Below are 26,574 nucleotides of genomic sequence, written 5' to 3' on the forward strand. Positions count from 1 at the left end.
GCGGCCGTTCAGCCGTGCCGTCAGGCCGCCGTCGCCACGGCGGCGTCCGGCCGCTTCTCGCGCGGGACGAACTCCAGGTGCCGGCGCCCGCGCCGCAGGTCCACCCGCAGCCGGACCCCGACCGCCCGGGCCAGTGCGAAGCCGATGGCCACGGCGGACAGCAGGGACGCCACGCCGCCGGCGGCGAAGCCCACGCGGGGGCCGTAGGTGTCGGTGACCCAGCCGACCACGGGCGCGCCGAGCGGGGTGCCGCCGACGAAGACCATCATGTAGAGGCTGAGTACGCGGCCGCGCATGGCGGGGTCGACCGCCATCTGCACGGTGGAGTTGGCGATGACGTTGGTCGTCAGCCCGAAGACGCCGATCGGCACGAGCAGCAGGGCGAACAGCCAGAACGTCGGCGAGAGCGCGGCGGCGATCTCCAGCAGGCCGAAGGCGGCCGCGGAGCCGATCAGCACCCGGCGGCGCGAGCCGCCGCGCCGGGCGGCGAGCAGGGCGCCGGCCAGCGAGCCGGCCGCCATCAGGGTGTTGAAGAGCCCGTAGGTGCCGGCCCCCGCGTGGTACACGTCGTCGGCGAACGCCGTGAGCCAGATGGGGAAGTTGAAGCCCAGGGTGCCGACGCAGCCGATGAGGGCGATCGGCCAGATGAGGTCGGGCCGTTCGCGGACGTGCCGCAGCCCTTCCCGCAGCTGGCCCTTGCCGCGCGGGGCGGTCTCGGCCTTGTGCAGCTCGCCGGTGCGCATCAGCAGCAGGCCGGTGATGGGCGCCAGGTAGGACAGCCCGTTGAAGAGGAACGCGGCGCCGCTGCCGACGGCGGTGATCAGCACGCCGGCGACGGCCGGGCCGATGAGCCGCGCGGACTGGAAGTTGGCCGAGTTGAGGCTGACGGCGTTGCGCAGGTCGGCCGGGCCGACCATCTCGTGGACGAATGCCTGCCGGGCGGGGTTGTCGACGACGGTGACGAGGCCGAGGACGAAGGCGATGAGGTAGACGTGCCAGACCTGGACGTGCCCGGAGAGGGTGAGCGCGGCGAGCGCGAGGCCGGTGAGGCCGCTCGCCACCTGGGTGCCGAGGATCAGCAGCCGCTTGGGGCAACGGTCGGCGATGACGCCGCCGTAGAGCCCGAAGAGCAGGATCGGGAGGAACTGCAGGGCGGTGGTGATGCCCACCGCCGCGGAGGAGCCCGTGAGGCCGAGAACCAGCCAGTCCTGGGCTATTCGCTGCATCCAGGTGCCGGTGTTGGACACCACCTGGCCGATCGCGAAGAGCCGGTAGTTGCGGATCCTGAGCGAGCTGAACATGCCCCCCTTGTGCGGCAGGGGGGTCGTGCGTATGTCTTCGTGGGGTTTCGGTGCGGGTGCGGAGTCTGCTCCGGGTCCCGTACTCAAGCGGGTTCGCCTCCTTTGCCCTTCGCCCGGCTTACAGCTGTGCGAGTTTCTCCAGGACGGGTGCGGCGGCGCGGAGCGTCGCCCACTCGTCGTCGTCCAGTCGCCCGGCCAGCTCCGCCAGCCAGGCGTTCCTCCTGCGCCGGCTCTCCTCGAGCATCGCCTCGGCCTGTTCGGTCTGTGTGACGACCTTCTGGCGGCGGTCCTCGGGGTGCGGCTCCAGCCTGACCAGCCCCTTGCTCTCCAGCAGTGCCACGATCCGGGTCATCGACGGCGGCTGGACGTGCTCCTTGCGCGCCAGCTCGCCCGGCGTGGCCGAGCCGCAGCGGGCGAGCGTGCCCAGCACGGACATCTCGGCCGGGCTGAGCGACTCGTCCACCCGCTGGTGCTTGAGCCGCCTGGAGAGGCGCATGACGCCCGAGCGCAGCGCGTTGACCGCTTCCTGGTCCACGGCCGTCTCTTCGGTATCGGGGACCTCTTCGGGAGAGGTACGGGACAGGTCCGACATGTTGCTTAGCCTAACTCATTACTTCACCTAATGAAAGTGCGCACAGAGGGGCGCGCGGAGGCAAGGGGGCGGCGGACGACGAAACGGGCGGAGCTCGGCCCGGTCCGCATCACGATGCGGCGCTCCGTACCCCTGCACGGCGGCGAAGGGCGGCCCGCGCGCACGGGACGCGCCGGTCGGCGGTCAGCCGTACGGGTCGGGAATGACCTCCAGGCCCCGCTCCACGGCTGTACGCGGGGCGATGGTGTGGGAGTAGTGCCCGTCGAAGGACAGGATGCAGGGGCTGTCGAGACGCCAGGCCAAGCATGCGTTGACGGCGTCGGTGAGCCCGAGCGCATGCCCTCGATACCGGCGGAGCAGGTCATGCGCTTCACCGAGGAGGGAACGATCGATGACCGGGAGACGGATCCGGCTCTGGGACGCGAGGGCCCCGATCGTGGCCACGGCGTGCAGCGCGGCGTCCTCGCCCACCCGGTGGATCAGCAGGTGGTCCAGTTCGTCGAGGACCAGCGGCGAGACGATGAGGATGCGCGCCGCGCCCAAGGCGGCCACGGCATCGTCGTGCCGGTCGTCCTTACGGTTGAAGACACCCAGGAGCACGGAGGCGTCCGCCACGGCGGCGAGCCTGGTCTGGCCGGTCAACGACCGCGGCCTCCTCGCAGATACTCGTCGGCCCGGGCGGCGAGGTCGGACGGCCCGTCGAAGAAACCCCAGTCGCTCGCGTCGATCGGCTCGGCGGGGATCGTGAGCGCCCCCGCCGCGTACTGGAGCGCGAGCGATTCGGGGGTGCGGCCCTCGACCGCGGCGAGCTGGCGGATCGCTGCCGCGGTGTCGCCGGTGAGCAGGACGTTGGCGGTGATGGCCTGAGGTTCGGGCGGTACGGCGTCGGGCGGGGGCTGTGCGGTCACGCGGCGCATGCTTCCAAAGTTGAACATGGCACGCAACCAGAAGGTTTTCGAACCTTTGAGCCTCAAGTGCTCGCAGAGAAAGCAGGAATTGACGGATGCCTCTGGTCCCACTGTTCCAGTGGGACCAGAGGCATCCGTCAAAGCGGCGCGTCGCAGCGCTGCTTGACCCCGCTACTTGACCCCGAGCGCCCGCTCGATCGGGTCGAGCATGAAGTACACGAGGAAGCACGCCCCGACCACGTTCAGCAGCCACGGGATCTCGCGGAAGCGGCGGTCGGCGATGCGCAGCAGGATGAAGGCGAGGACGCCGATGCCGATGCCGTTGGTGATCGAGTAGGTGAACGGCATCGAGATGATCGTCAGGAACGCGGGGATCGCGATCGTGAAGTCGCTCCAATCGATCTCCTTGACGTTGGACGCCATGATCAGGAAACCGACGACGAGGAGGGCCGGGGTCGCCGCCTGTGAGGGGACGACCGTCGCGAGCGGGGTGAGGACCAGCGCGAGCAGGAAGAGGCCGCCGGTCATCAGGTTGGCGAGGCCCGTGCGGGCGCCCTCGCCGACACCGGCCGTCGACTCGACGAAGGCGGTGTTGGCGGAGGCGGAGCCGACGCCACCGGCGGCGACGGCGACGCCGTCCATCATCAGGATCTTGCCCATGTTGGGCAGCCGGCCGTTCTCGTCGGTCAGCCCGGCCTCCTCGCCGACGCCGATGATCGTGCCCATCGCGTCGAAGAAGCCGGAGAGCAGGACGGTGAAGACGAAGAGGCAGCCGGTGAGCAGGCCGACCTCACTGAAGCCGCCGAACAGGCTGATGTCACCGACCAGTCCGAAGTCGGGGGCGCCGACGATGCTGTCCGGGATGCGGGGCACGCTCAGGCCCCAGTCGGTGTCGGGAATGACGGCCAGCTCGTTGATGACGATCGCCGCGAAGGTCATCACGACGATGCCGATGAGGATCGCGCCCGGGGCGCGGCGGACGATCAGGACGAAGGTCAGGATCAGCCCCGCCGCGAAGACCAGGACCGGCCAGCCGTGCAGCTGCCCGCCCGTGCCCAGGCCCATGGGGACGCTGGTGTGCGCCGCGTCCGGGTTGCGGGTGACGAAGCCGGAGTCCACCAGGCCGATCAGCGAGATGAACATGCCGATGCCGATCGCGATGGCGCGCCGCAGCCCGTTCGGGATCGCGTCCATGACGCGCTGCCGCAGGCCGGAGGCGACCAGGAGCATCAGCACCAGACCGGCCAGGACGACCATGCCCATGGCGTCGGGCCAGCTCATCTTGGGGGCGAGCTGGAGCGAGACGACGGCGTTGATGCCGAGACCGGCGGCGCAGGCGATGGGGACGTTGCCGATGGCGCCCATGAGGACGGTGGTGAGACCGGCCATCAGCGCGGTGGCGGTGACCAGTTGGGCGTTGTCCAGCTTGTGGCCGTACTTGTCGAGCCCTGCCCCGAGGATGATCGGGTTCAGCACGATGATGTACGCCATCGCAAAGAAGGTGGCCAGTCCGCCGCGCATCTCACGGGCGACGGACGAGCCCCGCTCGGAGATGCGGAAGTAGCGGTCGAGCAGGTTGCCGGACGGCGTCGGGGGCGGGGACGGCTGCTGGGCTTCGACCGGTGCGGTGGCCGAGGAGGGCATACGGGGACCTCAGTCGTTGGCGAAGTCGTTGATGAACTCGTTGACGAACTCGTTCACGGACTCGTCGTTTACGATCTTCTTTGGAGGATCGAACGAGCAAACCCTGTCGGAACTGGTTCGATTCAGTATGAATAAACAAGCCAAGAATTGCTATCTCCGCGCGTAGACCCTTATGGGAACAGGGTCCGGCCACGATCGCCCCCGTCGGACGGACTAGGCTGGCGGCCATGACGAAGTGGACCCCCCGACACGAGGCGCCGGAGCCTCTCGAAGGCAATGTGGTCGCCACCATCACCGGCGGCACGATCGTGTGGTTCGTCCTCTTCCTGATCCAGCTGCCCTTCTACGGCCGGCTCTCCGACGGCGGCCACCTGTGGTGGCTGTGGACCTGCCTGGCCGGCGGCGGCCTCGGCCTGATCGGCATCTGGTACGTCCGCGGGCGGGACGCCGCGATCAAGCGCCACGAGGCGGCCCGCGCCGACGGGCGGCAGCGGGAACAGGCCGGAAGCGTCCCCTCGGAATCCCCTTCGGAAGGTGAAGCGGGCTGATCGCCCGTACCGTCGGAGCATGAGCGATCCGGCGGAGACCACCGCCCGCGGGACGGTCCCGGCCCCGGCGAACCCCGGCCTGAGTGCCGCGGAGGTCGCCGAGCGCGTGGCCCGGGGCGAGGTCAACGACGTACCCGTCCGCTCCTCCCGCTCCACGGCGGAGATCGTCCGGGCCAACGTCCTCACCCGGTTCAACGCCATCATCGGCGTCCTCTTCCTGATCATCCTGGTCGTCGGCCCGATCCAGGACGGCCTCTTCGGCTTCGTCATCGTCGCCAACACCGCGATCGGCATCTTCCAGGAGCTGCGCGCCAAGAAGACCCTCGACTCGCTCGCCGTCATCGGCGAGGCGAAGCCCACCGTCCGCCGCGACGGCCGCGCCGTGCCCGTCGCCACCGGCGGGATCGTCCTCGGCGATCTCATCGAACTCGGGCCCGGCGACAAGTGCGTCGTGGACGGCGAGGTCCTGGAGTCCGACGGGCTGGAGATCGACGAGTCGCTGCTCACCGGCGAGGCCGACCCGGTGCTCAAACAGCCCGGCGACAAGGTCATGTCCGGCTCGTTCGTCGTCGCCGGCGGCGGCGCGTTCACCGCCACCAAGGTCGGCCGCGAGGCGTACGCGGCCCAACTCGCCGAGGAGGCCAGCCGCTTCACCCTCGTCCATTCCGAACTGCGCACCGGCATCAGCCTGATCCTCAAGTACGTGACGTGGATGATGGTCCCCGCCGCGATCGGCCTGATCGTCAGCCAGTTCGTGGTGGAGGAGCACGACTGGCGGGGGGCCGTGCGCCGGATGGTCGCCGGGATCGTGCCCATGGTCCCCGAGGGCCTGGTGCTGCTGACCTCCGTCGCCTTCGCCATCGGCGTCATCCGGCTGGGCAACAAGCAGTGCCTGGTGCAGGAACTGCCCGCCATCGAGGGGCTGGCCCGCGTCGACGTCGTCTGCCTCGACAAGACCGGCACGCTCACCGAGGGCGGCATGGACGTCGCCGAACTGCGCCTGCTCGCCGGCTCGGAGGAGGAGTACGTACGCCAGGTCCTCGGCGCCCTCGGCGACTCCGACCCGCGGCCCAACGCCAGCCTCCAGGCGATCATCGACGCCTACCCGGACGGCCAGGGCTGGCGCTGCACCGAGTCCCTGCCGTTCTCCTCCGCCCGCAAATACAGCGGCGCCGCCCTCGCCGGCCCCGACGGCGAGAGCGGCAACTGGCTGCTCGGCGCCCCCGACGTCCTCCTCCCCGACGGCCACCGGGCGCTCGCCGAGACCGAGGAGCTCAACGCCCGGGGCATGCGCGTCCTGCTGCTCGCCCGCGCCGCCCGCGGCCTCGACGACCCCGACGTCGCCCGGGACGTCCGGCCCACCGCGCTCGTCGTCCTCGAACAGCGGCTGCGCCCCGACGCGGGCGACACCCTGCGCTACTTCGCCGAACAGCAGGTCGCCGCCAAGGTGATCTCCGGCGACAACGCCGTCTCGGTCGGCGCGGTCGCCGCCAAGCTGGGCCTGCCGCGCGCCGAGACCCCCGTGGACGCCCGGAAACTGCCCGCCCTGCGGGAGGACATGGCCGACGCCCTGGACAAGGGCTCGGTCTTCGGCCGCGTCACCCCGCAGCAGAAGCGGGACATGGTCGGCGCGCTCCAGTCCCGCGGGCACACCGTGGCGATGACCGGCGACGGCGTCAACGACGTCCTGGCCCTCAAGGACGCCGACATCGGCGTCGCGATGGGCTCGGGCTCCGAGGCGACGCGGGCCGTCGCGCAGATCTTGCTGCTCAACAACAGCTTCGCGTCGCTGCCTTCGGTCGTCGCCGAGGGCCGCCGCGTCATCGGCAACATCACGCGCGTCGCGACCCTCTTCCTGACGAAGACCGTCTACTCGGTGCTGCTGGCGATCCTCGTCGTCTGCACCCGCGTGCCGTACCCGTTCCTGCCGCGCCACTTGACCCTGCTGTCCACCCTGACCATCGGCGTGCCCGCCTTCTTCCTGGCCCTCGCCCCCAACAAGGAGCGCGCCAGGCCGCACTTCGTCCGCCGCGTCATGCGGTACGCCGTCCCGGCCGGGCTGATCGCGGGCGCGGCCACCTTCGCCACGTACCTGCTGGCGCGGCACCACTACTCGGGCTACGAGGCACTGGGCGCGGAGACCAGCGCCGCGACACTGACCCTCTTCCTGATCTCCCTCTGGGTGCTGGCGATCATCGCCCGGCCGTACACGTGGTGGCGGGTGCTGCTGGTCGCCGCGATGAGCCTGGGCTTCCTGGTGGTGCTGGTGGTGCCCTGGCTCCAGCACTTCTTCGCGCTGAAGCTGGTCGGGACGACGCTGCCGTGGGCGGCGGTCGCGATCGCGGCCGTGGCGGCGGCGGTCCTGGAGCTCGCCTGGCGGTGGGTGGGCCGGCGCTTTCCCGCGTGAGCTCGATGGGCTAGTCGAAACTCGACGGGCTAGTCGAAATAGGACTCGAGCGTGCCGCGCCGCCGCACGTCGAGCGTCGCGCAGTGGAACGACCCGCCGAACGGCGCGTAGTGCAGCAGGTCACCCGGAATCGGCTCGAACCCCCACCTCTCCAGGGCGCGCAGCATGCCGGTGTGGTGCCGCTCCGCGATCACCCGTTTCCCGTCGATCACGAGCACGTTCAGGCTGAGCCACTTGCCGCACATCGAGGCGACCTTGAGCAGCCGCTCGTCCAGCGGGTCGGGCTCGGGGGCGACCAGGACGTCCCACCGCTTCACGACGTCGGGCAGGCGGTCCACGTCGATGTACTCGGGATTGACCAGCACCTTGCCCGGCGCGAGCGGGAGGAACGTCGTGTCGATGTGCATCGGCGCGCGGCAGCGGCTCTCGATCTCGTGGACGCGGTAGCCCGGTCCGAGGTGGCGGCGCAGCCACGCGATGCCCATGTGGTTGGTGACGTTGCTCGGCGTGACGAAGAGGTCGCGGCCCGCGCGCACGAAGCACGCCGCGTCGAAGACCGGCTCGAACTCGGTGAGGATGCGGCGCGGCGGCTCGCCCTCCTCGGGGACGCGGAAATCCGGCTCGAACAGGGCGTCGGTGAGCTGCGGCTTCGGTGCCGCCGTCCAGCGCGCGCCCTGCCGGAAGTACTCCTTGAGGAGCGCGCGGTAGGAGTGCGTCTCGAAGTAGCGGCACGGCCACGCCATCGGCGTCTCGATGATCTCGTCACCGATCACGAGCAGGCCGTCCCGCGGGCAGGCGTTGCAGAAGCCTCGCGACGACCAGTCCGGGGTGGCGAAGCGGCGCCGGTGGTCGACCGCGTCCGGACGCCGGACCGTGACGCCGAGCGACCGCAGGAGGCCGATGAACCCGTCCAGCTCCTCCTGCGCCCGCTCGATCAGCACGGGCGGGTACGGGTGACCGGCGGCGATCCCCTGCAACCGGGCCGCCCACGGCGGGAGGTTGCAGGCCACGACCGGATGGCCGGACGGGATCGTGGCGCCGTCGAGACGCCCGACGACGGCCTCCTCCAGCGGGTCCCACTCGTTGTGGGAACTGACGACCGCCGGCGGGTGGCTCGACATGTCCACGGGGCGCGCCTAGGCGCCCTTCCCGTCTTCGTCCTCCAGGAGACCGCGGATCCGCTCGCGCAGCTCCGGGGAATCCTGGTGCCGATGCACCGAGACCGCGTGCTCGGCGGCGGCCCGCAGGACCTCGTCCTCCTCGCCGGAGATGGTGAGCGTGCAGTCCGACTCGCCGGGGAAGCGGCGGCAGTCGGCGACTTTCCTGGTCATCGGGGCCTCCTCTCACCACCTCCAGGGTAGGCCGAAGGCCCCGGCCCTTCTCGTTCTCGGCCCTTCTCGCCCTCAGCCCTTCTGGGCCCGCTCGAAGACCTGACGCGCCGCGGCGCCGAGAGCGGGCCCGGACATCGTCGTGCTGCGCTCGGGCCCGTCACCGTGGCTGTTGACCGAGACCAGCGTCCCGGTCCCCGCCTTGGCGTCGAAGTCCGCGAGCCACGGCCCGCCGCTCGCGCCGCCGCCCATGTCGCACGGAACGCTCTGCTCGTCGCCCGGCGCGGCCTTCGCCGTACCCGCGCAGTACAGCAGCTCCGCGCCGCGCTGCGGGCGGGTGGCCGGGTAGCCGAACGCGGTGACCCTGCCGCCCGGCTTCCGCCCGAAGGCGATCTTCTGCCCGCCGACCGCGTCCGTGAGCTTCTTCCCCTTGACCGGGTCCACGGTCAGCGCGGCGAAGTCGGTGATCGCGTCCGTGGCCCAGGAGGACGGGGTCACGGTCGTCCGCACCGGGAAGACGCCGTGGGGCTGCCGCTTCTCCTTCCCGTACCCCGGGACGAACACCAGGTCGGTGTAGGTGTTGACCGGCGACGCGGGCAGCCGGACGCAGTGGGCCGCCGCGACGACCGTGGACCGGTTGCCGCTGCGGACGGCGGCGGCCGTGCACCAGGTGTCCGCGCCCTTGGCGTTGACGAAGTACAGCTTGCCGACGGTCTTCACCGGCACGCCCTTCCAGGGCTCGGACTTCGGCCCGGTGCGCCCGAGATCGACGGAGAGGTCGGTGCGGCGCATGCGCTCGGGGGTCCAGTAGGAGAGGGCGTGTCGGCGCTCCTCGGCGGTGTAGGCGACAGCGGCGGTGGCCTGCGCCTGCGCCTGCGCGGGAGCCGCACCGAGGGATATGGCGAGGGCGAGAACGGGGACGAGGACGAGGGTGGCGCGCGGACGCATGCGAGCGGGTCTCCTGGATCAGACGGCTTCGGCCTCGACGACCGAGACCAGGGAGGGGGTCGGCACGACGCGGTTCAGCCGGAACCCGGAGCGGGTCAGCAGATCCTCGAACTCGGCGGCCGTGCGCTCCCGTCCGTCGAGCAGCATCAGCATGACGGTGTCCAGCCCGACCGCCGGGTGCGGGGTGCCGTCGCCGGGCAGCACGGCGTCGATCACCAGCAGCCGGGTGCCGGGGGCCGTGGCCCGGCGGATGCTGCCGAGGATGCGCAGGCAGTCGTCGTCGGACCAGTTGTGCAGGATGTTCTTCAGCAGGTAGATGTCCCCGCCCTCGGGGACGGCCGTGAAGACGTCCCCGCCCTCGGTACGCCACCGCCCCTTCAACTCCTCGGCGTCGAGCAGATGGCGGGCGACGGTTTCCGGCTGGTCGAACAGAACGCCGTTGAGCCCCGGGTACCGGCCGAGCACCTCACCCAGCAGCCCGCCCTGCCCCCCGGCCACGTCGACGACCGTGCCACTGCCGGGGAACGCGTAACTGCGGACCACGTCCTCGTTGACCCCGTCCGACGTCATCGAGGTGATGGCGGCGTCGAAGACCCGCCCCTTCTCGACGTCGGCGGCCAGGTACGCGAAGAACGGCACGCCGTAGGCCGTCTCGAAGCCCGCCCGTCCGGTGCGCAGGCTGTCGGCGAGCGCCTCGGCCGAGCGCCGGAACATCTCGTCGGTGGCCCAGAAGGCGGCCGCCCGCTGGGACCCCGGCACGTCCGAGCGCAGCAACTCCCCCGCCTCGGCCAGCGCGAATCCCCCGTCCACCCCCTCCCGGAACAGCCCGCGCTCGACGAGCAGCCGCATCACCCGCCGCAGGGGCCCGGCCTGGGTCCCTGACCGCGCGGCCAACTCCTCGCCGGTGAGCGGCCCGTCGGCCAGCAGATCCGGTATGCCATGGACCATGACGGCGTGCAGGGCGGAGGCGTAGACGTGGCCGAACATCACGTCGTAGAGCGCCGGGGACGGACGACGGCCTTCGGGGCCGGACGGTGTGGCTGCGGGGTTGGCGGCGGCCAAGGCATCGCTCCTGTCGTGTACGGGCGAGCCCACGCCGGTACGAGCGCCGAGGACTTGCCGCTTTTCGGAACCGTTTCGAACAGTCCCATCCAACCCCCGTCGCCCGGTTTGCGGAACCCCGCAGCCCTCACCCGCCCCATCCGGCACAGGCGCGCGGCGGGGTCGCGAGACCTCGGTGCGGGGATCCGTGAGCTCCGCACCGAGGCCGGCCTCACAGTCAGGCGCACTCGCCCGGGCCTGCGGATGGCTCACTCGATGCACACTGCGCAGCGCATCACCGGCGCATAACCGGTGCGGCGCATGCGATGGCTGTGTACGGACACCTCGTCAGGCGTCGTGACCGGCGCAACGCTCCTCCGGCGCACACCGCCGCACCGATTCCGCGTAGATCAGGGCGTTGATCAGCCTGTAAGCCGTGGCAAGCGGCACCGTCCCCAAGTACACGTACGGCTCGCCACCGAGGGAAGCGCGACCTGTCAACTGCGGCCACGAATCCCTGTCTCCGACCCTGATGCCCAACTCCGCCAGCACTCGCCCCAGCATGAAAGCCGTGTCATCGGCCTTCTTCTTGCCCGCCAGGAAGGCGTCGGCCTGCTGCGCGGCTGCTTCGATGTCCGTGGTCATGCGCACATCGTTGTGACATAAGTCTTGCCTGGTCCAGCTTTATTCGCGACGTCGCTTAAAGATCAAGATCTGCAGGAGGACGCCCAATCCGCGAGCTTCTCCCTGGCCTGCTCCCCGAACACGGCATGAGCCTCGTGTGCGGCAAACTCATCCAGGTACGCGGAGATGTCTCTGTGATCCTTGAAGATGAGAACCCCTGTGGGTGTCTCCACAGTGGCCATGCTGTCGCCGTAAACCGTGAAAACGCTCAGCGGACCCGGCTTCACATCGTGCCCTATCGGGATTACTCCGATGTGGACATTCGGCAGGTGCGTCAAGGACGCAAGGTGGTCGATCTGTACAGCCAGCACGTCGGGTGGAACGAGGGGCCACCTGACGGCCTGCTCGGTGAGGACGAACCTGAACTGCTTCGACCTGTCGTAAAGGACGGCCTGACGTTCCAGCTTCTTGGCAACGGTCTTGGTCCGGTCTCCCGGAGCGTCCGCAATGCTTGCTCTCACATACTCCGGTGTGGCCAAGAGGCCCGTGATCATCGTTGGCAGAAAGTATCGGAGATCCGTGGAGGACTTCTCAAGGCCGGCCAGCTCGTTCTGTCGTTTGTCGAGCCCTCTGCGAAGCGAGGACCGGTCGTCCCGCCATTCGGTGTTCGCGATCCTCGCAAGGGCCGTGATCTCTGAAACAAGCTGCGCAGGAGCCTCAAGGGCCCGCAGTATCAGCTCGACGTCGACAAGGTTCGGGGTTACCTTTCCGCTCTCGATGTTGCTGACCTTGGTCTGCGACATGTTGCAACGCCGAGCGAGCCGGACCTGGGAGAGTCCGGCTCGCTTGCGGAGTTGCCTCAGCGTCGCAGCCAGATCAGTCTTGGACTGGCCCAACTGCTCAGGTTCGAACGTCAAGGCCCTTCACGTACTCCTCAAAGGGCAGCGACTCGGCGAGCGCGGTCCGTTGGTACTCCCTGTACGGCTCCGGGTCGCCCTCGTACACTTCCCGGCCGACTTGCGTGCCGTCCGGCTCGTAATGCATGAGCACCACTTCCGAACGGTCGAACATCCAGAAGTCCTGGACCCCGTCCAGTGGGTTGTGCCTGTCGGTCACGTCCATGATCCGGATGTCTTCACCGGCCCATGCGTGGGGCTGGTAGTACATGAACTCGAACCAGAGGTATTGCGAGAGCGGACGGGTCACGATGTGCACCCTGCCCTTGCTCTTCCCCTCACGACGTACCCGCTTGAGGTCGTCGGTGTACTCGTTCGAGTAGGCGTGGGGGTCGATGCGTTCGCCCGCGAGGAACTGCCGGATCTCCTCCTCTTCCTGCGGCACGTTGTAGACCTGCAGGGTCTCCAACCGCCACGCCTCGGCCCGGAAGTTGAGGAACTTGGCTTCCCACAGCTCACCATCCAAGAGCACGGACAGCCTCCTTCAGTACGCTCTCGGGGATCTCCACGAGTCCTTCGCCCCGGGGAGTCGCGAAGGCGTTGGACACCTCGCCCTGCACAAGAATGGAACCCGTGTCCATCCGGTAGACGTTGGGGCAATCGTTCTTGTTGCAGTTCCCGGAGCCATTCCCCGTGAGCCGCGTCAGCCCCTCACGCGCCATGGTCCACCCCTCTCGGCAGGGCCCGCCCCTGCCCTGGGACGACGCTAGGGGAATCGAGACGAAACCGTCCATGCGGGAACGCCGATATTCACGAAGTCGGGTAGATGATCAACGGTGAAGCCAAAGAGGCCGGTCAGGAAGCTTTCCCGAACCGGGCGCCTTCCCGGCCGTCATGCGCCCCCGCCGAACGCGAAGGCGGCGCTGCTCCCGCGTCGACAGAGACCGCACTGCCGGGAACTTGAGCTCCGGGACCCGGGCAGTGCATGCAGCAGTGTCCGGAACCGGACCTCCACCGTGACCAAGACCTGAGGATCGAGCACTGCCGTGGAGGGGCGCGCCGTCCCCGACGCCCTCGCGTCCGTCGATCATTTCATCGACGAGCAGGGGAAGTTGGGCCCCAAGGGAGATCCCGGAACCGGCCGGAATCACTTTGGGTACGGAACAATCGAAGAAGTACGCTGGCTGGAAGTGATCGCGGCGAGCCGTCGCCGGGCATAGGCGGGCTCGATGCTCCAGCTACAGGCAGCTTCCCAGGCGTTGACCGCGGCTTGCGCCACCCGAAGGCGGTCCGGGGGAAGTCCGGGATCAGGGAGATCCGCAAGATCGAGATCAACATGGTCGACCCGGGCTTCATCCCAGTCCAGGAACCCCACGCCCTCTTCAGTAACGCGAATGTTCCCCACGCCCGGATCACCGTGAACCACGGCTTGCGGAACGTCTGCCATGCCCCGCCACGCTCGCCGACAGGCGTCCACGGCAGCCTCGGGCATCGCGGAGAGATCCACATCCCCGCCGTGCTCCCGGAACAAGAGTTCTGTGCTGGAGCAGAACCCCGGACGCTGCGGCCAGCCCTTCGTGAGCGCGTGCATACGACTCAGCTCGGCGGCGACGCGGGCCCAGTCCCCCTGAACCGGAGGCCGACCCTCCATCCAGCGTTGCACCACCACACCATGCAGGTGACGCCGACCGTCCAGACAAGGAACCACTGTCGGGACCGAAAAGCCGTGGTGACCGAGAAACACCAGAAGGTCCAGCTCCCAGTCCAAGGCCGCGCTCCCGCGGCGGGTGCGTCGCGCCACGAGCCTTTCCCCCTTGCGCCTGAGCTCGAGCACCTCGTTGCGATGACCTCCGCCAAGACGCCCGACGACATCTACCTCGCCCCACGCGTGAAGAAGACTGAGCACCTCCGCATTGTCCCCCGACAGCAGACAGTGCCATCAGCATCTGCTCCGGAGCACCGACGCCTCGGCCCGCCGGCCCCGACTTCTCCAGAAGACCTGACGGGCGACGGCGTCCGGCCATCCGTTGCGCGAGTGTCGGCGCCATCCATACGACGGCCACGGGACACGGCATGCGTCAGTGGCGCCTCTGCCGTGGTGCGGCGCAGTGGCGACGAGTCGCGTCGGAGCGGAAAAGCCGTTGATGCGGGGCTCGACGAGGGGCCTCATGACAGTCCGGACGGGGCGGGCGAAGACATCGCCCAGCTCAAGGACGTAACAGTGCACACCGCACAGCACATCACCACGTGCAGATCCGGGCGGCGAGGGCGGGTCAGGGGTTTCCACTTGTTCGCTGTCGACGGCGCTTGAGTTCCGGGATCCGAGGGGCGGGATCCGAGCGCTTCTTTTAAGGAATGGTGGGTAGTTGAACCCACCCACCCACCCTCCGTGTGCGCGCTCAAGCGCGCGCATACCCACGGGAGGTTCACGGCGTGTGGCCGGTTTGCGACATGCTGTCGCCAGGCCCTAGCGTGCGCAGCAACAAACGACCCCGGCAGGTGCTACCAACACCAAAACCGGGGTCTCACCGACGAGATCGAGTCTGGAGTCGATCCCGATGGCTGACGCCTACCCTAACGCCCCCACGCCCCTCATGGCCCGTTCCGGCTTCGGCAAGCGCTCCGCGCCAGATCAAGCCCCGCGCCGCAAGGACGACTTCGCGCACCTGCCGCCCCGTGAGGCGTCGGTCGCGGCCTTCATCGACCGGCTCCCTGAAGGCGCGGCGATCGACGGCAAATCGCTGGCCGCCCAGCTGCCCGCCTACGGACAGGCCGCCTGCCTGACCGCGCTGCGGAGGCTCTCCGAAGCCGGTCACCTGCGGCGCTTCACCGAACACCTCAAGAGTGAAGACGGAAGCTCGCGTTGGGTGACGCGGACGTTCTTCTCGCGGACGCCGCGCGACGACGCGTGATGGGAGGCCGTACGGGTCGGGGACGTGCCGCGGGAAGCCCCTCCGGCTCAGGCCCCGGCGCCGGAGCCGTCCCGCCCCCGCGCATACCGCCTCCTCGCCTCCCTCGGCCGCACAGACCCCCGCATGACGCTGTCCGCCGCCGACTGCGCGGCCCTCGCGCCGCTGGCCGAGCCGTGGTTCGAGCGCGGCGTCACGGACGAGGAGTTCGTCCGGGCCATGACGGGCCAGCTGCCGCCCGAGGTCCTGCACGCCGCCGGCCTCGCCCGCCGCCGTCTTCACGACAAGCTGCCACCGGAAGTGGAAGCAGCCGCCCCCGAGCGGCGGCCTCACATGCTCCTCGAATGCGTCGTCTGCCGCGACCCCGGCCCCTCCGAGGCCCTCCCCGGCGGCATCTGCCGCACCTGCCGCGGCGAGACCCCACCCCGCCCCGACCCCTGCCGCACCCTCGCCGACGCCGTCCACGCCCACGTCGACGAACTCCGGACCATCAACCGCCGACGCGAAAGGAAGGCACGCACATGACCGCCGTGCACGACGCAGCCAAGCGCCCTCCACCGTTCCTCATCGAGGATTTCGAGGAACTCGCCAGTAAAACTCGCGACACTGTGCGCCTGGAGCTCATCGACGGAAGGATCGAGGTCAAGCCGGTGCCGGACGGGACCCACAGCGAGATCGTCGCGTGGCTTCAGAATGCATGCAGGGAGCAGCGGGCCGACAGGTGGCTGTACGCGGGCGTCGGCCTGCGGGTCGGGGACGGCCTCACGGGGCGCGCGATCGCGGACGGAGTCCTCGCTCCTCGCGGGCACTTCGCCGGCCACGGCGAGTGGTCGGACCCCGAGGGCATTCCGATGGTGGTGGCGGTCACCTCGAAATACGCAGACGCCGTCCGGCGCGACCGGACGACAAAGGCCCTCGGATATGCCGCAGCCGGCATTCCCCTCTACCTTCTGGTCGACCGCGACCGGCGTATGGTCACTGTCTATTCCAAGCCTTGGAACGGGGAGTACCTGAGCATTCGGTCGCGCCCCTACGGGGAATCCGTCCGGCTCCCCGACCCGGTCGGCTTCACCTTGCCGACCGAGGAGCTGAAGAAGGCCACCGGTGACTGACGCCGACCGACGGTGAAAGCGGGCACTTTGGGTGTGCGCCGCCGTGGCGCCGGGCCGGTTGCACACCCAAATTGCCCGTAATTCAGCGATGAACGACCACGCGCCACCCAGCCCGCACATCCACCACTTCCGTCACACGGCCGGAGGCCCGACCGCCCCCGGCCGCCCCCCGTCAGTCGAACCACCGATCCCGCGCCAGCTCCCCCGTCCGTGACGGGTCCTCCAGGAGCGCCGCCGCCTCGAAGCGGCGGGACCAGTGGCCCGCCGCCCACGCCAGGCCGGCGGCCACACCCTCCAGGGTGGTGGCGTGCAGGACGCCGTCCGGGCCCAGGCGCCAGTCCAAGTGGACGCCGCCGACAGTGAGTTCGTCGTGCTCGATGTACGTCGTGGGAGCGGACGGGAGGAGGACGCGGACGCCGTCGGGAACCTCCCTCAAGAGGCCCTCGCCCGCCTCCACGGGGGCCTCGACCGCCCCGCTCAGGCGGCGCACCTGCAGTAGTTCCGCCAAGTCCCCCGCCAGCGACGGCCGTACGGGCAGCAGGGCCAGCCCGCCGGCCAGCGGCAGCAGGTCCGGCGCGTCCGCGACCAGCGCGTCCGCCGCGTCGACCACGCGCACCGAGCCGTCGACGACCGCCCGCAGCTCGTCGGGGAGGGTCACCTCGTCCGGGTCGAGGGAGGCCAAGGAGGAGTAGAGCGCGTGGAGTCGGGACGGGCGCACCGGGCGGTCCGGGTCCGCGAGGCGGGCCAGCAGTTCCGCCGCCCCGCCCGGCTCGTCCAGCAGCGCCGCGACGGACGTGCGGACGCCCAGGGCACGCAGCACCTGCTCGTCGGCGAAACCCGTCGCGTCCGCCTCCTCGTACAGGCCCTCCAGCAGCGGGTCGCCACCGGACGCCCGCAGGCCGGCCGGGCGGCGGCCGTCGAGGACGGGGTGGCCGCGCAGCCACCAGGCGGTGTACGGGCGGACGGACTCCGTCGTGCCGTCGGGGAGCAGGATGCGGACGGGGGCGGTCAGGGCGTCGCGCAGCGGCGGTTCGGCGAGGAGGGCGAGGACCTGCGGCCAGGCGTCGTCGTCGACGAGGTCGAGGTCGCGGACGGCGACGAGCTCGGTCACGACCGGGGGCACGGGCGTGTGCGGGAGCCGGTCGAGGACGTCCTCGCACCAGACGTCCACGGCGTCGAGCAGGCCCGCGTCGTCCGGCTCGGGGAAGTCGCCGTCGCGCGGCTCCAGTTCGTCGGGGTCGAGGACGACGTCGGTGGCGCGGACGAGGGCGAAGTTCGCGAGGACACCGACGGCGGTCAGCGGCTGCTCGCCCCAGCGAGCGGTCAACTCCGCGTCACAGGCGGCGAGTTCGCCGGGGCGGATGACCTGGTCGAACGGGCTGCCCGGGTAGACGAGTTCACCGGCGGGGGCCAGTTCGCCGTCCTCGTCGGGGAGGGCGAGCGCGGCGAGCCAGGGCTCGTCGCCGGGGGCGAGGTTCGCGTCGCGGACCAGGGCGAGGACGGTGTCCACGAGCTCGTCGTGGCCGAGCGCGTCCTCGTCCCACGCCTCGTCCGCCTCCAGGGAGTTGGCGACGGCCGCACGGATCTGAGGGGTCGTCAGGATCGCGCGCGGCGAGGCCGGGGTGGCGCCGAGCTTCTCCAGCAGCGGGTGGGCGGCGTCGGGGTGGACGACCTTCAGCCCGAGGCGGGACAGCCGCTCGGCGTCGTCGCCGTCCCGGGGCGGCAGCAGGACCTGACGGGGGCCGACGGCCGTGCGCCGGCCGTCGGCGAGCGGGACGGGCAGGCCGGTCAGCCGGTCCGGGTCCACCCCGGCGAGGCTCTCGTAGAGCCGCCGCCACCACTCTGCGGGGCGCTCGACGCCCGCGAGGCGGTCGATCGCCTCGCCCAGCGGCACCCGGGCCACGCCCAGCGCGCGCAGCTCGGGGCGGCGCTCCAGCCCGGCGGGGACCAGGCCGCGGAAGAGCTCGCCGAGGACGGCGACGGTCTCCGCCCCCGCGCCCTCCACGATCTCCGCCTCGGCGGGCCGCAGGGCGTACGGCTCCTCCCCCTCGGGGGCGGGCGCGGCGCCCGGCAGGAACGGGACGCGCGGCAGCCGCTCCAGGACGAGGCTGCGCAGCTCGGCGTCCAGCGGGCTCTGCGCCAGCGGGGACGGGACGAGGTCGAGCGTGCCGGCCGAGACAGGGTGCCAGTCGCGTACCAGCGCGGCGTACGCCTCGGCGGCGCGGCCGGTGAGGAAGTCGGTCAGCGGGCCGGGCGCGGTGTGGCGGCGGGTCGGCTCCAGCGGGAAGGTGGCGATCAACAGGCCGGGCAGGCCGAGGGGTTCGTCCGTGGGGGTCGGGGCGTGCAGCACCGGGGAAGTGCGGGGGCGGGCGGGGGTGCCGTCCGCGGCGACCGGGACGGCCCAGGTCACGGACCAGTTGGGGCGCAGGCGTTCCTCGACGGGCCGGTCGGCGAGGAGGGCGCCGTCGAGCCGCCCGCCGGCGCGTTCCACCCTCCAGCGGACGGGCGTGCCGGGGCGGGCGCTGTCGTCGACGACGACGTGCCGGCCGTCGTCCTCCTGACGGCTCGTCAGGACGCGGGGTGCGGCGCCGTCCGGCGTTTCGACGACGACCTCCCGCAGGCCCGGCAGGGCCAGCAGCAGCGCGTCGTCGATCCCGGCGAGGAGGCGCTCGGCGAGGTCCTGCGCGGCGCCGTCGCGCAGGGGCAGGACGACGACGGTGTCGTAGCCGTCGGGGGCGGTGCCCTCGGCGGGGAACGGGAGGCGGAGCAGCGGGACGTGCCCGTCGCGGCGGCGGATCTCCTCGGCGAGGGCGGGCTGCGCCGCCTCCTCCGCCAGCGCGCGGGCCTCGGCGAGGGACCAGCGGACGCCGCCGTGGCGGCCGAGGACGGCGGGCTCGTCGCTGACGGCGAGGACGGCGGCGAAGCCGACGCCGAAGCGGCCGGCCGTGTCCTGCTGGTCGCGCTTGGCCGAGGCGCGCAGCGTCGAGAGCGACTCGGCGCCGGCGGCGTCGAGGGGGGCTCCGGTGTTGGCGGCCGCGAGGACGGCGGGGCCGTCGTCGGTCGCCGTGCGCAGGGTGAGGCGGAGGCGGCCGGGGACGCCGGCGCGGGACGCCGCGTCGGCGGCGTTCTGGGCGAGTTCGACGACGAGCCGGTCGCGGTAGCCGCCGAGGGCGAGGTCCTCCTCGGCGTTGGCGTCCTCGCGGAAGCGGGCCGGGGAGGCGGCCCAGGCGGTGAGGACGCCTCGGCGGAGGGGGGCGGTGCGGAAGGGGTCGGCGGGGGTGTGTGTCGTACCGGTGCCGGTGGCGTTGCCGCTTCCGCTCACGTCGTTCGTCTCCTCTGGGTCGTGGTCCAGGGGTGAACGTACCGTGCGGGTGGGGTGGTGAGGGGGGAGGGTGCGGGTTGGGGGCGGTGCCCTTGGGGAGAGGGTGCCCCGGTCCCGCCCTTTCGCCGTTTCCGCAGGGGCTGCGCCCCTTCGCAACCCGCTTGTGCGCTGCCACGCGCGATGGGGGGCTGCGCCCCCTGCACCCCGCTTCGGGGCTCCGCCCCGGGCCCCGAAAAGCGGCCTCGCCGCTTTGTCCTCAAACGCCGGACGGGCTGAAGTGCGCGCCCGGGCCCGAATTCAGCCCGTCTGGAGGTCGCCCCCTCCGGGGAGCTCGAGGACAACCGCGCGGAGTGCGGTTGCGGGGGTGCAGGGGGGCGGAGCCCCCGCTCGCCACCGGGGTGGCACAGGGGCGGAGCCCCCTGGGGAAACGGGTCAGGGCGGGGCCGGGACTCACCCCGCCCCGGCACGCGCCTGCGCTACGCGTGCCCCAAGTCCTCTTCCTCGCCCGCCCCGGCGGGGCCGCCCAGCGGCAGCACATCCACGACCGTCTCGTCGATCACCGGCGGCGCCGGCCTCGGCGGCTTCGGCATGACGGCCGCCTCCGAGTGCCCGCCGCAGCCGTACGACAACGACACGACGTGCCCGTCCGCCGGGCCGAACTCGTTGCCGCAGACACCGAACGCCTGGCCGAGCGAGCCGCCGATGGGGATGAGGAAGCCGCAGCTGACGCAGGAGGCGGGGGCCGCCTGGGCCATGGGGGTCTTGGCGCCGTGCGACTCGTCCCAGCGGTCGGCCGCGGTGTGCAGGCCGTAGCGGGACAGGACGCGGGCGCGGCGCATGCCGAGCTCCTCGGCGAGCGAGGTGATGGAGCCGCGCACGGGTGCGGTGACCTGGGCGGACGGCGGGCCGGCGGCGACGTCCGCGTCCTCCGCGTCGGCCAGCTCGGTCATCTCCGCGGAGAGCGCGGAGTTCGGCGGCGGCACCTCCTCGCCGGACCAGCCGGGCTCCAGCCGCAGGTCGTCCGCGTCGGTCGGCAGCAGGTCGCCGGGGCCCATGTCGCCGGGGCGCAGCCGCTCGCTCCAGGGCACCCATTCGGGGGCGAGGAGCGCGTCGGGGCCGGGGAGCAGAACCGTCTCGTCGAGCGTGACGAGCTTGGCGCGGGAGGCACGGGCGACGGTGACGCCCCAGCGCCAGCCGCGGTAACCGGGGTCAAGGCAGGTGAAGTAGTGCGTGACGACGCGGTCCCCGTCGGCGACGACCTCGACGTGGTCACCGACCTTCCCGGGGTGCGCGGCCTCCTCGGCGGCGGCACGGGCGAGTTCGATCGCCTCGGCGCACTGACGGTCCGGGGTACGGCTTCGCATCGCAGCACTCACAAGAATCGATTCTCTCTTCCACGCCGTCTCACGAGTGCGCCAGCCGTACGGCCGGTTCGGCGGACGGAGCGGACCGTGGGGCCGCGTCGACGTCCGCCCGTTCGGCCGCGGGCGCACCTGGTCATGTCCATTCTGCGGGATCGAGACGCGGCGCGCGGCCAAGAACGACCGCTGGTGGCGCATTGTGCACGCTACCCCGGAGTTCGGTGCGGGGGATACCCGGGTTTCGGTGAGCTCCCCGGGGCACTCCGGTACGCCCCCGGGAGCACCCCCGAGGCCGTGCCGCGTCCGGGGTCCGCCGGCTGGAGCCAAGCGGGCCCCGGCTGGGAGATGATGGCGTGGTGGGAGCCATCCGGTCAGCAAATGGCGGTCCGCTCCGCCGCGGCGGCCGGAGCGTCGGCCGCGTGTTGCGCGCGCCCGTCTCCTTCGCCGCGCGGGGCGTCCGCAGGGCGACGAACGCCCACGGCGCGGGCGAGTCGGGCCTGTCGAAGCTGATCGAGCTGCACGCGGTGAACTCCGCGGGCGACATGATGATCACCATCGCGCTGGCGTCCACCATCTTCTTCTCGGTCCCGACGGAGGCGGCACGCGGCCGCGTGGCGCTGTACCTCGCGGTCACGATGGCCCCGTTCACCCTCCTCGCCCCGGTGATCGGCCCGCTGCTGGACCGGCTGCCGCACGGCCGCCGGGCGGCGATGGCGGGCTCGATGCTGACCCGGGCGGTGCTGGCCGTGATGATGTCGGGGGCGGTGGCCACCGGCGGGCTGGAGCTGTACCCGGCGGCGCTCGGGGTGCTGGTGGCGTCGAAGGCGTACGGAGTGGTGCGCTCGGCGGTCGTGCCACGGCTGCTGCCACCACAGATCTCCCTCGTGAAGGCGAATTCCCGGGTGACACTGGGCGGCCTGGTGGCCACGGGACTGGCGGCCCCGCTCGGCGCGGGGCTGCACCAGGTGGGGCCGGCCTGGCCGTTGTACGGAGCGTGCGCGATCTTCACGCTGGGCACGTTCTGGTCCCTCGCGCTGCCGCACAAGGTCGACTCGGCCAAGGGCGAGGCGCGCGCCCGGCTGGTCTCCCCCGACCACCGGCCGCACCGGCCGCACCTGCACGCGCGGGCCCGGATCGAGGCCAGGGAACGGCGCGAGCGGCAGCGCAGGCCTGGGCTGCGCACGGTGGGCCGTTCGGTGCTGCACGCGCTCCAGGCCAACAGCGCGCTGCGGATGCTGTCGGGCTTCCTCACCTTCTTCCTGGCGTTCCTGCTGCGGGTGCACCCGCTGGGCGGGCTGGGCCCGGCGTTCTCGCTGGGCATGGTCGCGGTGGCGGCGGGCGCGGGCAACGCGCTGGGCACGGCGATGGGGGCGCTGCTGCGCTCGCGCGGCCCGGAGAAGACCATCGCCGCGGTGCTGTCCGTGGCGCTGGCGACGACGATCGTGACGGCGGTGCTCTACAGCGCGTTCTTCCTGGTGGTCGTGGCGGCGGTCGCGGGGATCTCGCAGGCGCTGGGCAAGCAGTCGCTGGACTCCCTCATCCAGCGGGACGTGCCGGAGGAGGTGCGGACGTCGGCGTTCGCCCGTTCCGAGACGCTGTTGCAGATGTCGTGGGTGGTCGGCGGCGCGATCGGGATCGTGCTCCCGCTCAACGGCGTGCTGGGCATGTCGGTGGCCGCCGGGTTCCTCGCGCTGGGCGTGGCCACTGCCGTCCGGGGGCTGCTGGCGGCGGCCAGGCGCGGCTCACCGCACCCGCGCGTGGCGTGACGGATACGGCCGGGTAGCCTGCCCGCATGACCGCTGCGTTTTTCCGGGGCAGACGCCGCCGCGCCGCTGCCGCCGCCGGGGCCGTGACCTTCGGGCTCGTCGTCCTTTCCGCCTGCGACAAGCCGACTCCGATGGCGACGCTGACCGTCGGCTCGTCGACGGTCCAGTCCGAGGCCTCCTGCTACGAGGACGGCGGGGCCATCGACCAGAAGGACCTGGCCGACTGCCTCGGGAAGAGCGGCAAGACCATCAAGGCGACCGTCGACGACAAGCTGCACATCGGCGTGGACCCGAAGATCGCCGACCACGGCTGGACCGTGTTCGTCGACGGCCAGCCCGCGCTGGGCAAGATGACGAAGACGTACCGGACGCTCCAGGCCGGCGGGTTCTTCCAGGGCGGCAAGGACGAGGTCAAGATCAGCATCGTCGAGGTGGGCGACCGCGAGGCGCTGGGCGTCTGGAACTTCACGCTCAAGAACAACTCCTGACGATGCGGGTGCTCGTCGTCACCGCCGTCGCCGCCGAGCGCGATGCGGTGACGGCCGCGTTCCCCGGCGCCCCGGAAGAGGTCGCGCTGCCGGGCGGCGCGGTGCTGCACCGCACGGCCGGGTACGACGTGCTGGCCGCCGGGGTGGGCCCCGCGGCGGCCGCGGCCGGCACGGCGACGGCCCTGACGGCGGCCGCGCTCGCGGGCGACCCGTACGGCCTGGCCGTCTCGGCCGGCATCGGCGGGGGCGTCGCCCCCGGAGCACCGCTGGGCGCCCTGGTGGTCGCCGAGCGGATCGTCGCCGCCGACCTGGGGGCCGAGGCACCCGAGGGCTTCCTGACCGTCACGGAACTGGGCTTCGGCCGCGACGCGCACCGGCCGGACGCCGACCTGGTGCAGGCCGTCGCCGCGGCGGCCGGCGCGCTCCCCGGGGACGTGCTCACCGTCTCCACGGTGACCGGCTCCGCCGCCCGCGCCGCCGAGCTGACGCGGCGCCACCCCCGCGCGCTGGCCGAGGCGATGGAGGGCTTCGGCGTGGCCGAGGCCGCGGCCGCGCACGGCACGGGGGTGCTGGAGCTGCGCGCCGTCTCCAACGCCGTCGGGCCGCGCGACCGCGCCGCCTGGCGCATCGGGGACGCGCTGGCCGCGCTCACGGCCGCCTTCCGCGCGCTGCCCCCGGCCCTCGCGTCCGCAGGATTTCCGGCAGGACATTCGGCAGGACTCTCGGCAGGACTTCCGGAAGGAACGCAGTGAACGACACCCTCCGCATCGCCTACTCCCCCTGCCCCAACGACACCTTCACCTTCGACGCCTGGGCCCACGGCCGCGTCCCCGGCGCCCCCGCCCTGGACGTGACGTTCGCTGACATCGACGTCACCAACGGCATGGCCGAGCGCGGCGAGTTCGACGTGCTCAAGGTGTCGTACGCGGTGCTGCCCTGGGTGCTGGACGAGTACGCGCTGCTGCCCTGCGGCGGCGCCCTGGGCCGCGGCTGCGGCCCGCTGGTGCTGACGAAGGAGGCGCTGGACGGCCCGGAGGCCCTGTCCGGGAGGACGGTCGCGGTGCCCAGCGAGCGCTCGACGGCCTACCTGCTCTTCCGGCTGTGGGCGGCGGCGGAGGTGCCGGGCGGCGTCGGCGAGGTCGTCGTCCTGCCGTTCCACGAGATCATGCCGGCCGTGCGGGACGGCAGGGTGGACGCCGGACTGGTCATCCACGAGGCCCGCTTCACCTACCGGAACCTGGGGCTGCACTGCCTCGCCGACATGGGCGAGCACTGGGAGGACACCACGGGCCTGCCGATACCCCTCGGCGCGATCATCGCCAAGCGGTCCCTGGGCGAGGGGACGCTGCGCCGGCTCGCGGACGCGGCCCGGACGTCGGTGCGCATGGCGTGGGACGACCCGGAGGCCTCGCGGCCGTACGTCCTGGAGCACGCGCAGGAGATGGACCCGGCGGTGGCCGACCAGCACATCGGGCTCTACGTGAACGAGTTCACGGCCGACCTCGGCGAGGACGGCTACGCGGCGGTCCGCGGGCTGCTCACGCGGGCCGCGGCCGAGGGGCTCGTACCGCCCCTCGGCCCGGAAGCGCTCGCGTTCCCCTGATCCGGTTCCCCTGGTCCGGTTCCCCGATCCGGGGCGGCGCTCAGACGTCCAGCTGGTCGGCCACCGCGCGCAGCATGTTGGCGATCTTGGCGCCGTGGGCCTTGTCGGGGTAGCGGCCGCGCTCCAGTTGCTGCGTGACGTTCTCCAGCAGCGTCGTCAGGTCCTGGACGATCGAGGCCAGTTCGTCGGGCTTGCGGCGCTGTGCGGCCGCCAGCGAGGGGGTCGGGTCCAGGACGATCACACTGAGCGCCTGGTCACCGCGCTGGCCGGCGACCACACCGAACTCCACGCGCTGGCCGGGCTTGAGGGAGTCCACCCCGTCCGGGAGCACCGAGGAGTGCACGAAGACGTCGCCGCCGTCGTCGCGGGAGAGAAAGCCGAAGCCCTTCTCACTGTTGAACCACTTGACCTTGCCGGTAGGCACGTCTGTCCTCGTCCTCGTACTCGTCGGAAATCGGAAACTGTCGAAAAATCTGCAAGCAAGTAAAAACGGCTCTGGATAGCACTACAGCGGGCCGCAAGACCCGCTACCCCCAAGGCTAATGGTCCCGGGCCCGGTGACAAGACGTCCTCGGGTCGTACCTCTGCGCGTCCGGCAGGGGACCGACGTGCTCATGCCCCGCGTCCGAAGCGGTGCGCGCGTGCGCCGTTCCTGGTCACAGCCGTGTGTACGGACCCGGGGGCGAACCCGGCTCCTGGGCCACTACCCTGCTCGGGTGAGCAACGAAACGTCCCGGCCCGGGGATCTGCTGGTACGCACCGGCGCCATCGTCTTCCTTGTCGGCGCAGTGGCCACGATGGCCACGGTCGCCCCGCTGTTCCTCGGCGCGGATCCGCTGCCGACGCCGGCGTACTTCGTCTCCATGCTGATGGGCGTGGGATTCGTGGTCGCCGCCGCCGGGGTGCTGCGGGCGGCGGCGGCGCAGCGGCGGGCGGCGCGGGAAGCGGTGCGCTGACCTCCGCGTGACCTACGCGGCGCGGCCCGCGCGGTGTTCCGCCAGCCAGGCGGGGAAGGCGGCCAGGCCGTCCAGGACCACGTCCGCTCCGGCCGCCCGCAGTTCCTCCGCCGGGCAGGGGCCGGTCGGCACGGCCACGGAGAGCGCGCCCGCCGTGCGCGCCCCGCGCACGTCCCCCGTGTGGTCGCCGACATAGACCCCGGCGCCCTCGGCGCGCAGCGCCACCGCCTTCCGCTCGGCCCACAGGTCGCCGATCAGGGCGTCCGGCTCCAGGCCGAGGTGCTCCAGGTGCAGCCGGGCGTTGCCGCCGTGCTTGGCCGTGACGACCACGGAACGTCCGCCGAGCGCGCGCACCGCGGCCAGCGCCTCGCGGGCGCCGGGCATCGGGACGGTGGGCGCGATGGCGAGGCCTGGGTACAGCTCGCGGTAGCGCGTGGCCATCCGCGGCACGTCCTCCTCGGGGAACCACTCCCGCAGCTCGTGGACGAGCGGCGGGCCGAGGCGGCTGACGACGAGGTCGGTGTCGATGGGCACGCCGGTCTCGGCGGCGAGGGCCTCGTAGGCCGCCTTGATCCCCGGCCGGGAGTCGATCAGGGTCATGTCCAGGTCGAAGCCGACGGTGAAGGGGGTGGAGGTGGGGTGGGGCGGGGTGGTCGTCGTCATGGGGTCATTCTCCGGCGCGGGGGCGTCGTGGCCGCGGGTGGGGGGATTTTGCCCCTGGCCCGCCCTTTCACCGTTTCTTCCGGGCTCCGCCCGGGGCGGGGTGCGGGGGCTGCGCCCCTCGGCCCGGCACCGCGCTTCGCGCGGTGAGGCGGGGGCT

At 71.7% G+C, this 26,574-nt stretch carries 28 protein-coding genes; 10 read left to right on the forward strand and 18 right to left on the reverse strand.

Annotation, left to right across the window (positions count from 1 at the left end; genetic code table 11):
• Window positions 1–20: 20 nt before the first annotated feature.
• From I5Q34_RS17445 to I5Q34_RS17465, 5 genes are all read right to left on the reverse strand, one after another.
• Window positions 21–1,388, reverse strand: coding sequence for an MFS transporter (locus tag I5Q34_RS17445; RefSeq protein WP_199893215.1), 1,368 nt, complete (start codon window positions 1,386–1,388; stop codon window positions 21–23).
• Between the two features lie 31 nt (window positions 1,389–1,419).
• Window positions 1,420–1,893, reverse strand: coding sequence for a MarR family winged helix-turn-helix transcriptional regulator (locus I5Q34_RS17450; protein ID WP_374193031.1), 474 nt, complete (start codon window positions 1,891–1,893; stop codon window positions 1,420–1,422).
• A 183-nt stretch (window positions 1,894–2,076) separates the two neighbouring features.
• Window positions 2,077–2,535 carry a type II toxin-antitoxin system VapC family toxin gene (locus I5Q34_RS17455; protein ID WP_199893216.1) on the reverse strand — a complete coding sequence of 153 codons (459 nt, stop codon included), beginning with the start codon at window positions 2,533–2,535 and terminating at the stop codon, window positions 2,077–2,079.
• Window positions 2,532–2,801: a hypothetical protein gene (locus tag I5Q34_RS17460; RefSeq protein ID WP_199893217.1), complete on the reverse strand. Its 270-nt coding sequence runs from the start codon at window positions 2,799–2,801 to the stop codon at window positions 2,532–2,534. Before I5Q34_RS17460 ends, I5Q34_RS17455 begins: the two co-directional genes overlap by 4 nt.
• Window positions 2,802–2,972: 171 nt before the next feature.
• Window positions 2,973–4,445, reverse strand: coding sequence for an NCS2 family permease (locus tag I5Q34_RS17465; RefSeq protein ID WP_199893218.1), 1,473 nt, complete (start codon window positions 4,443–4,445; stop codon window positions 2,973–2,975).
• Window positions 4,446–4,672: 227 nt separating this feature from the next.
• Between I5Q34_RS17465 and I5Q34_RS17470 the strand changes: the two genes are divergently transcribed.
• A complete protein-coding gene (locus tag I5Q34_RS17470) occupies window positions 4,673–4,993 on the forward strand; it encodes a DUF2530 domain-containing protein (protein WP_199893219.1) in 321 nt (106 codons plus the stop codon).
• Window positions 4,994–5,012: 19 nt separating this feature from the next.
• Window positions 5,013–7,400, forward strand: a complete 2,388-nt coding sequence (locus I5Q34_RS17475; RefSeq protein WP_199893220.1) for an HAD-IC family P-type ATPase — start codon at window positions 5,013–5,015, stop codon at window positions 7,398–7,400.
• 29 nt (window positions 7,401–7,429) lie between these two features.
• Here the strand turns inward: I5Q34_RS17475 and I5Q34_RS17480 are convergent, their stop codons facing one another.
• The 9 genes from I5Q34_RS17480 to I5Q34_RS17515 all read right to left on the reverse strand — a co-directional run bounded on the left by I5Q34_RS17480 (window position 7,430) and on the right by I5Q34_RS17515 (window position 14,143).
• The gene (locus I5Q34_RS17480) at window positions 7,430–8,521 is read right to left on the reverse strand and encodes an amidinotransferase (protein ID WP_199893391.1); all 1,092 of its coding nucleotides are present in this window, start codon (window positions 8,519–8,521) and stop codon (window positions 7,430–7,432) included.
• Window positions 8,522–8,536: 15 nt separating this feature from the next.
• On the reverse strand, window positions 8,537–8,731 hold the full coding sequence (locus I5Q34_RS17485; protein ID WP_199893221.1) for a DUF1059 domain-containing protein: 195 nt from the start codon (window positions 8,729–8,731) through the stop codon (window positions 8,537–8,539).
• 72 nt (window positions 8,732–8,803) lie between these two features.
• A complete protein-coding gene (locus I5Q34_RS17490) occupies window positions 8,804–9,676 on the reverse strand; it encodes a serine protease (RefSeq protein ID WP_199893222.1) in 873 nt (290 codons plus the stop codon).
• An 18-nt stretch (window positions 9,677–9,694) separates the two neighbouring features.
• Window positions 9,695–10,738 (reverse strand): methyltransferase, encoded by a 1,044-nt coding sequence (locus tag I5Q34_RS17495; RefSeq protein WP_234429057.1) that lies wholly within the window; start codon window positions 10,736–10,738, stop codon window positions 9,695–9,697.
• A gap of 327 nt (window positions 10,739–11,065) precedes the next feature.
• On the reverse strand, window positions 11,066–11,362 hold the full coding sequence (locus I5Q34_RS17500; RefSeq protein WP_199893223.1) for a hypothetical protein: 297 nt from the start codon (window positions 11,360–11,362) through the stop codon (window positions 11,066–11,068).
• 62 nt (window positions 11,363–11,424) lie between these two features.
• Complete coding sequence (locus I5Q34_RS17505) at window positions 11,425–12,258, reverse strand: helix-turn-helix transcriptional regulator (RefSeq protein ID WP_199893224.1); 834 nt, start codon at window positions 12,256–12,258, stop codon at window positions 11,425–11,427.
• Window positions 12,242–12,769 (reverse strand): DUF6879 family protein, encoded by a 528-nt coding sequence (locus tag I5Q34_RS17510; RefSeq protein ID WP_199893225.1) that lies wholly within the window; start codon window positions 12,767–12,769, stop codon window positions 12,242–12,244. Before I5Q34_RS17510 ends, I5Q34_RS17505 begins: the two co-directional genes overlap by 17 nt.
• Window positions 12,753–12,959, reverse strand: coding sequence for a hypothetical protein (locus tag I5Q34_RS34770; protein ID WP_234429058.1), 207 nt, complete (start codon window positions 12,957–12,959; stop codon window positions 12,753–12,755). The genes I5Q34_RS17510 and I5Q34_RS34770 overlap by 17 nt, the downstream gene beginning before the upstream one ends.
• 425 nt (window positions 12,960–13,384) lie before the next feature.
• Window positions 13,385–14,143, reverse strand: coding sequence for a phosphotransferase enzyme family protein (locus I5Q34_RS17515; protein ID WP_199893226.1), 759 nt, complete (start codon window positions 14,141–14,143; stop codon window positions 13,385–13,387).
• A 652-nt stretch (window positions 14,144–14,795) separates the two neighbouring features.
• Here I5Q34_RS17515 and I5Q34_RS34775 point away from each other — a divergent pair.
• From I5Q34_RS34775 to I5Q34_RS17525, 3 genes are all read left to right on the forward strand, one after another.
• Entirely contained in the window at window positions 14,796–15,149 is a 354-nt protein-coding gene (locus I5Q34_RS34775; protein WP_234429059.1) for a hypothetical protein, read from the forward strand.
• A 123-nt stretch (window positions 15,150–15,272) separates the two neighbouring features.
• Window positions 15,273–15,671, forward strand: a complete 399-nt coding sequence (locus I5Q34_RS34780) for a hypothetical protein (protein ID WP_234429060.1) — start codon at window positions 15,273–15,275, stop codon at window positions 15,669–15,671.
• Entirely contained in the window at window positions 15,668–16,258 is a 591-nt protein-coding gene (locus I5Q34_RS17525) for a Uma2 family endonuclease (protein ID WP_199893227.1), read from the forward strand. The genes I5Q34_RS34780 and I5Q34_RS17525 overlap by 4 nt, the downstream gene beginning before the upstream one ends.
• Window positions 16,259–16,430: 172 nt before the next feature.
• On the opposite strand, the gene I5Q34_RS17530 is transcribed toward I5Q34_RS17525, so the two are convergent.
• Entirely contained in the window at window positions 16,431–19,580 is a 3,150-nt protein-coding gene (locus I5Q34_RS17530) for a sacsin N-terminal ATP-binding-like domain-containing protein (protein WP_199893228.1), read from the reverse strand.
• Window positions 19,581–20,056: 476 nt separating this feature from the next.
• Window positions 20,057–20,944 (reverse strand): DUF3027 domain-containing protein, encoded by an 888-nt coding sequence (locus tag I5Q34_RS17535; RefSeq protein ID WP_199893229.1) that lies wholly within the window; start codon window positions 20,942–20,944, stop codon window positions 20,057–20,059.
• Between the two features lie 353 nt (window positions 20,945–21,297).
• On the opposite strand from I5Q34_RS17535, the gene I5Q34_RS17540 reads away from it, so the two are divergent.
• From I5Q34_RS17540 to I5Q34_RS17555, 4 genes are read left to right on the forward strand one after another with little or no spacing between them, the layout of a single operon-like run.
• A complete protein-coding gene (locus tag I5Q34_RS17540) occupies window positions 21,298–22,707 on the forward strand; it encodes an MFS transporter (protein ID WP_199893230.1) in 1,410 nt (469 codons plus the stop codon).
• Window positions 22,708–22,733: 26 nt separating this feature from the next.
• Complete coding sequence (locus I5Q34_RS17545; protein WP_199893231.1) at window positions 22,734–23,195, forward strand: DUF2771 domain-containing protein; 462 nt, start codon at window positions 22,734–22,736, stop codon at window positions 23,193–23,195.
• Window positions 23,196–23,197: 2 nt separating this feature from the next.
• Window positions 23,198–23,947 carry a futalosine hydrolase gene (locus tag I5Q34_RS17550; protein WP_199893232.1) on the forward strand — a complete coding sequence of 250 codons (750 nt, stop codon included), beginning with the start codon at window positions 23,198–23,200 and terminating at the stop codon, window positions 23,945–23,947.
• A complete protein-coding gene (locus I5Q34_RS17555; protein ID WP_199893233.1) occupies window positions 23,944–24,798 on the forward strand; it encodes a 1,4-dihydroxy-6-naphthoate synthase in 855 nt (284 codons plus the stop codon). The genes I5Q34_RS17550 and I5Q34_RS17555 overlap by 4 nt, the downstream gene beginning before the upstream one ends.
• A gap of 40 nt (window positions 24,799–24,838) precedes the next feature.
• Here I5Q34_RS17555 and I5Q34_RS35795 read toward each other — a convergent pair whose 3' ends face one another.
• Window positions 24,839–25,222, reverse strand: a complete 384-nt coding sequence (locus I5Q34_RS35795; RefSeq protein WP_199893234.1) for a cold-shock protein — start codon at window positions 25,220–25,222, stop codon at window positions 24,839–24,841.
• A gap of 292 nt (window positions 25,223–25,514) precedes the next feature.
• On the opposite strand from I5Q34_RS35795, the gene I5Q34_RS17565 reads away from it, so the two are divergent.
• Window positions 25,515–25,754: a hypothetical protein gene (locus I5Q34_RS17565; RefSeq protein ID WP_199893235.1), complete on the forward strand. Its 240-nt coding sequence runs from the start codon at window positions 25,515–25,517 to the stop codon at window positions 25,752–25,754.
• A 12-nt stretch (window positions 25,755–25,766) separates the two neighbouring features.
• Here I5Q34_RS17565 and I5Q34_RS17570 read toward each other — a convergent pair whose 3' ends face one another.
• On the reverse strand, window positions 25,767–26,417 hold the full coding sequence (locus I5Q34_RS17570; protein ID WP_199893236.1) for an HAD family hydrolase: 651 nt from the start codon (window positions 26,415–26,417) through the stop codon (window positions 25,767–25,769).
• Window positions 26,418–26,574 lie beyond the last annotated feature (157 nt).

Source organism: Streptomyces sp. AV19, assembly GCF_015999245.1.
GTDB lineage: Bacteria > Actinomycetota > Actinomycetes > Streptomycetales > Streptomycetaceae > Streptomyces.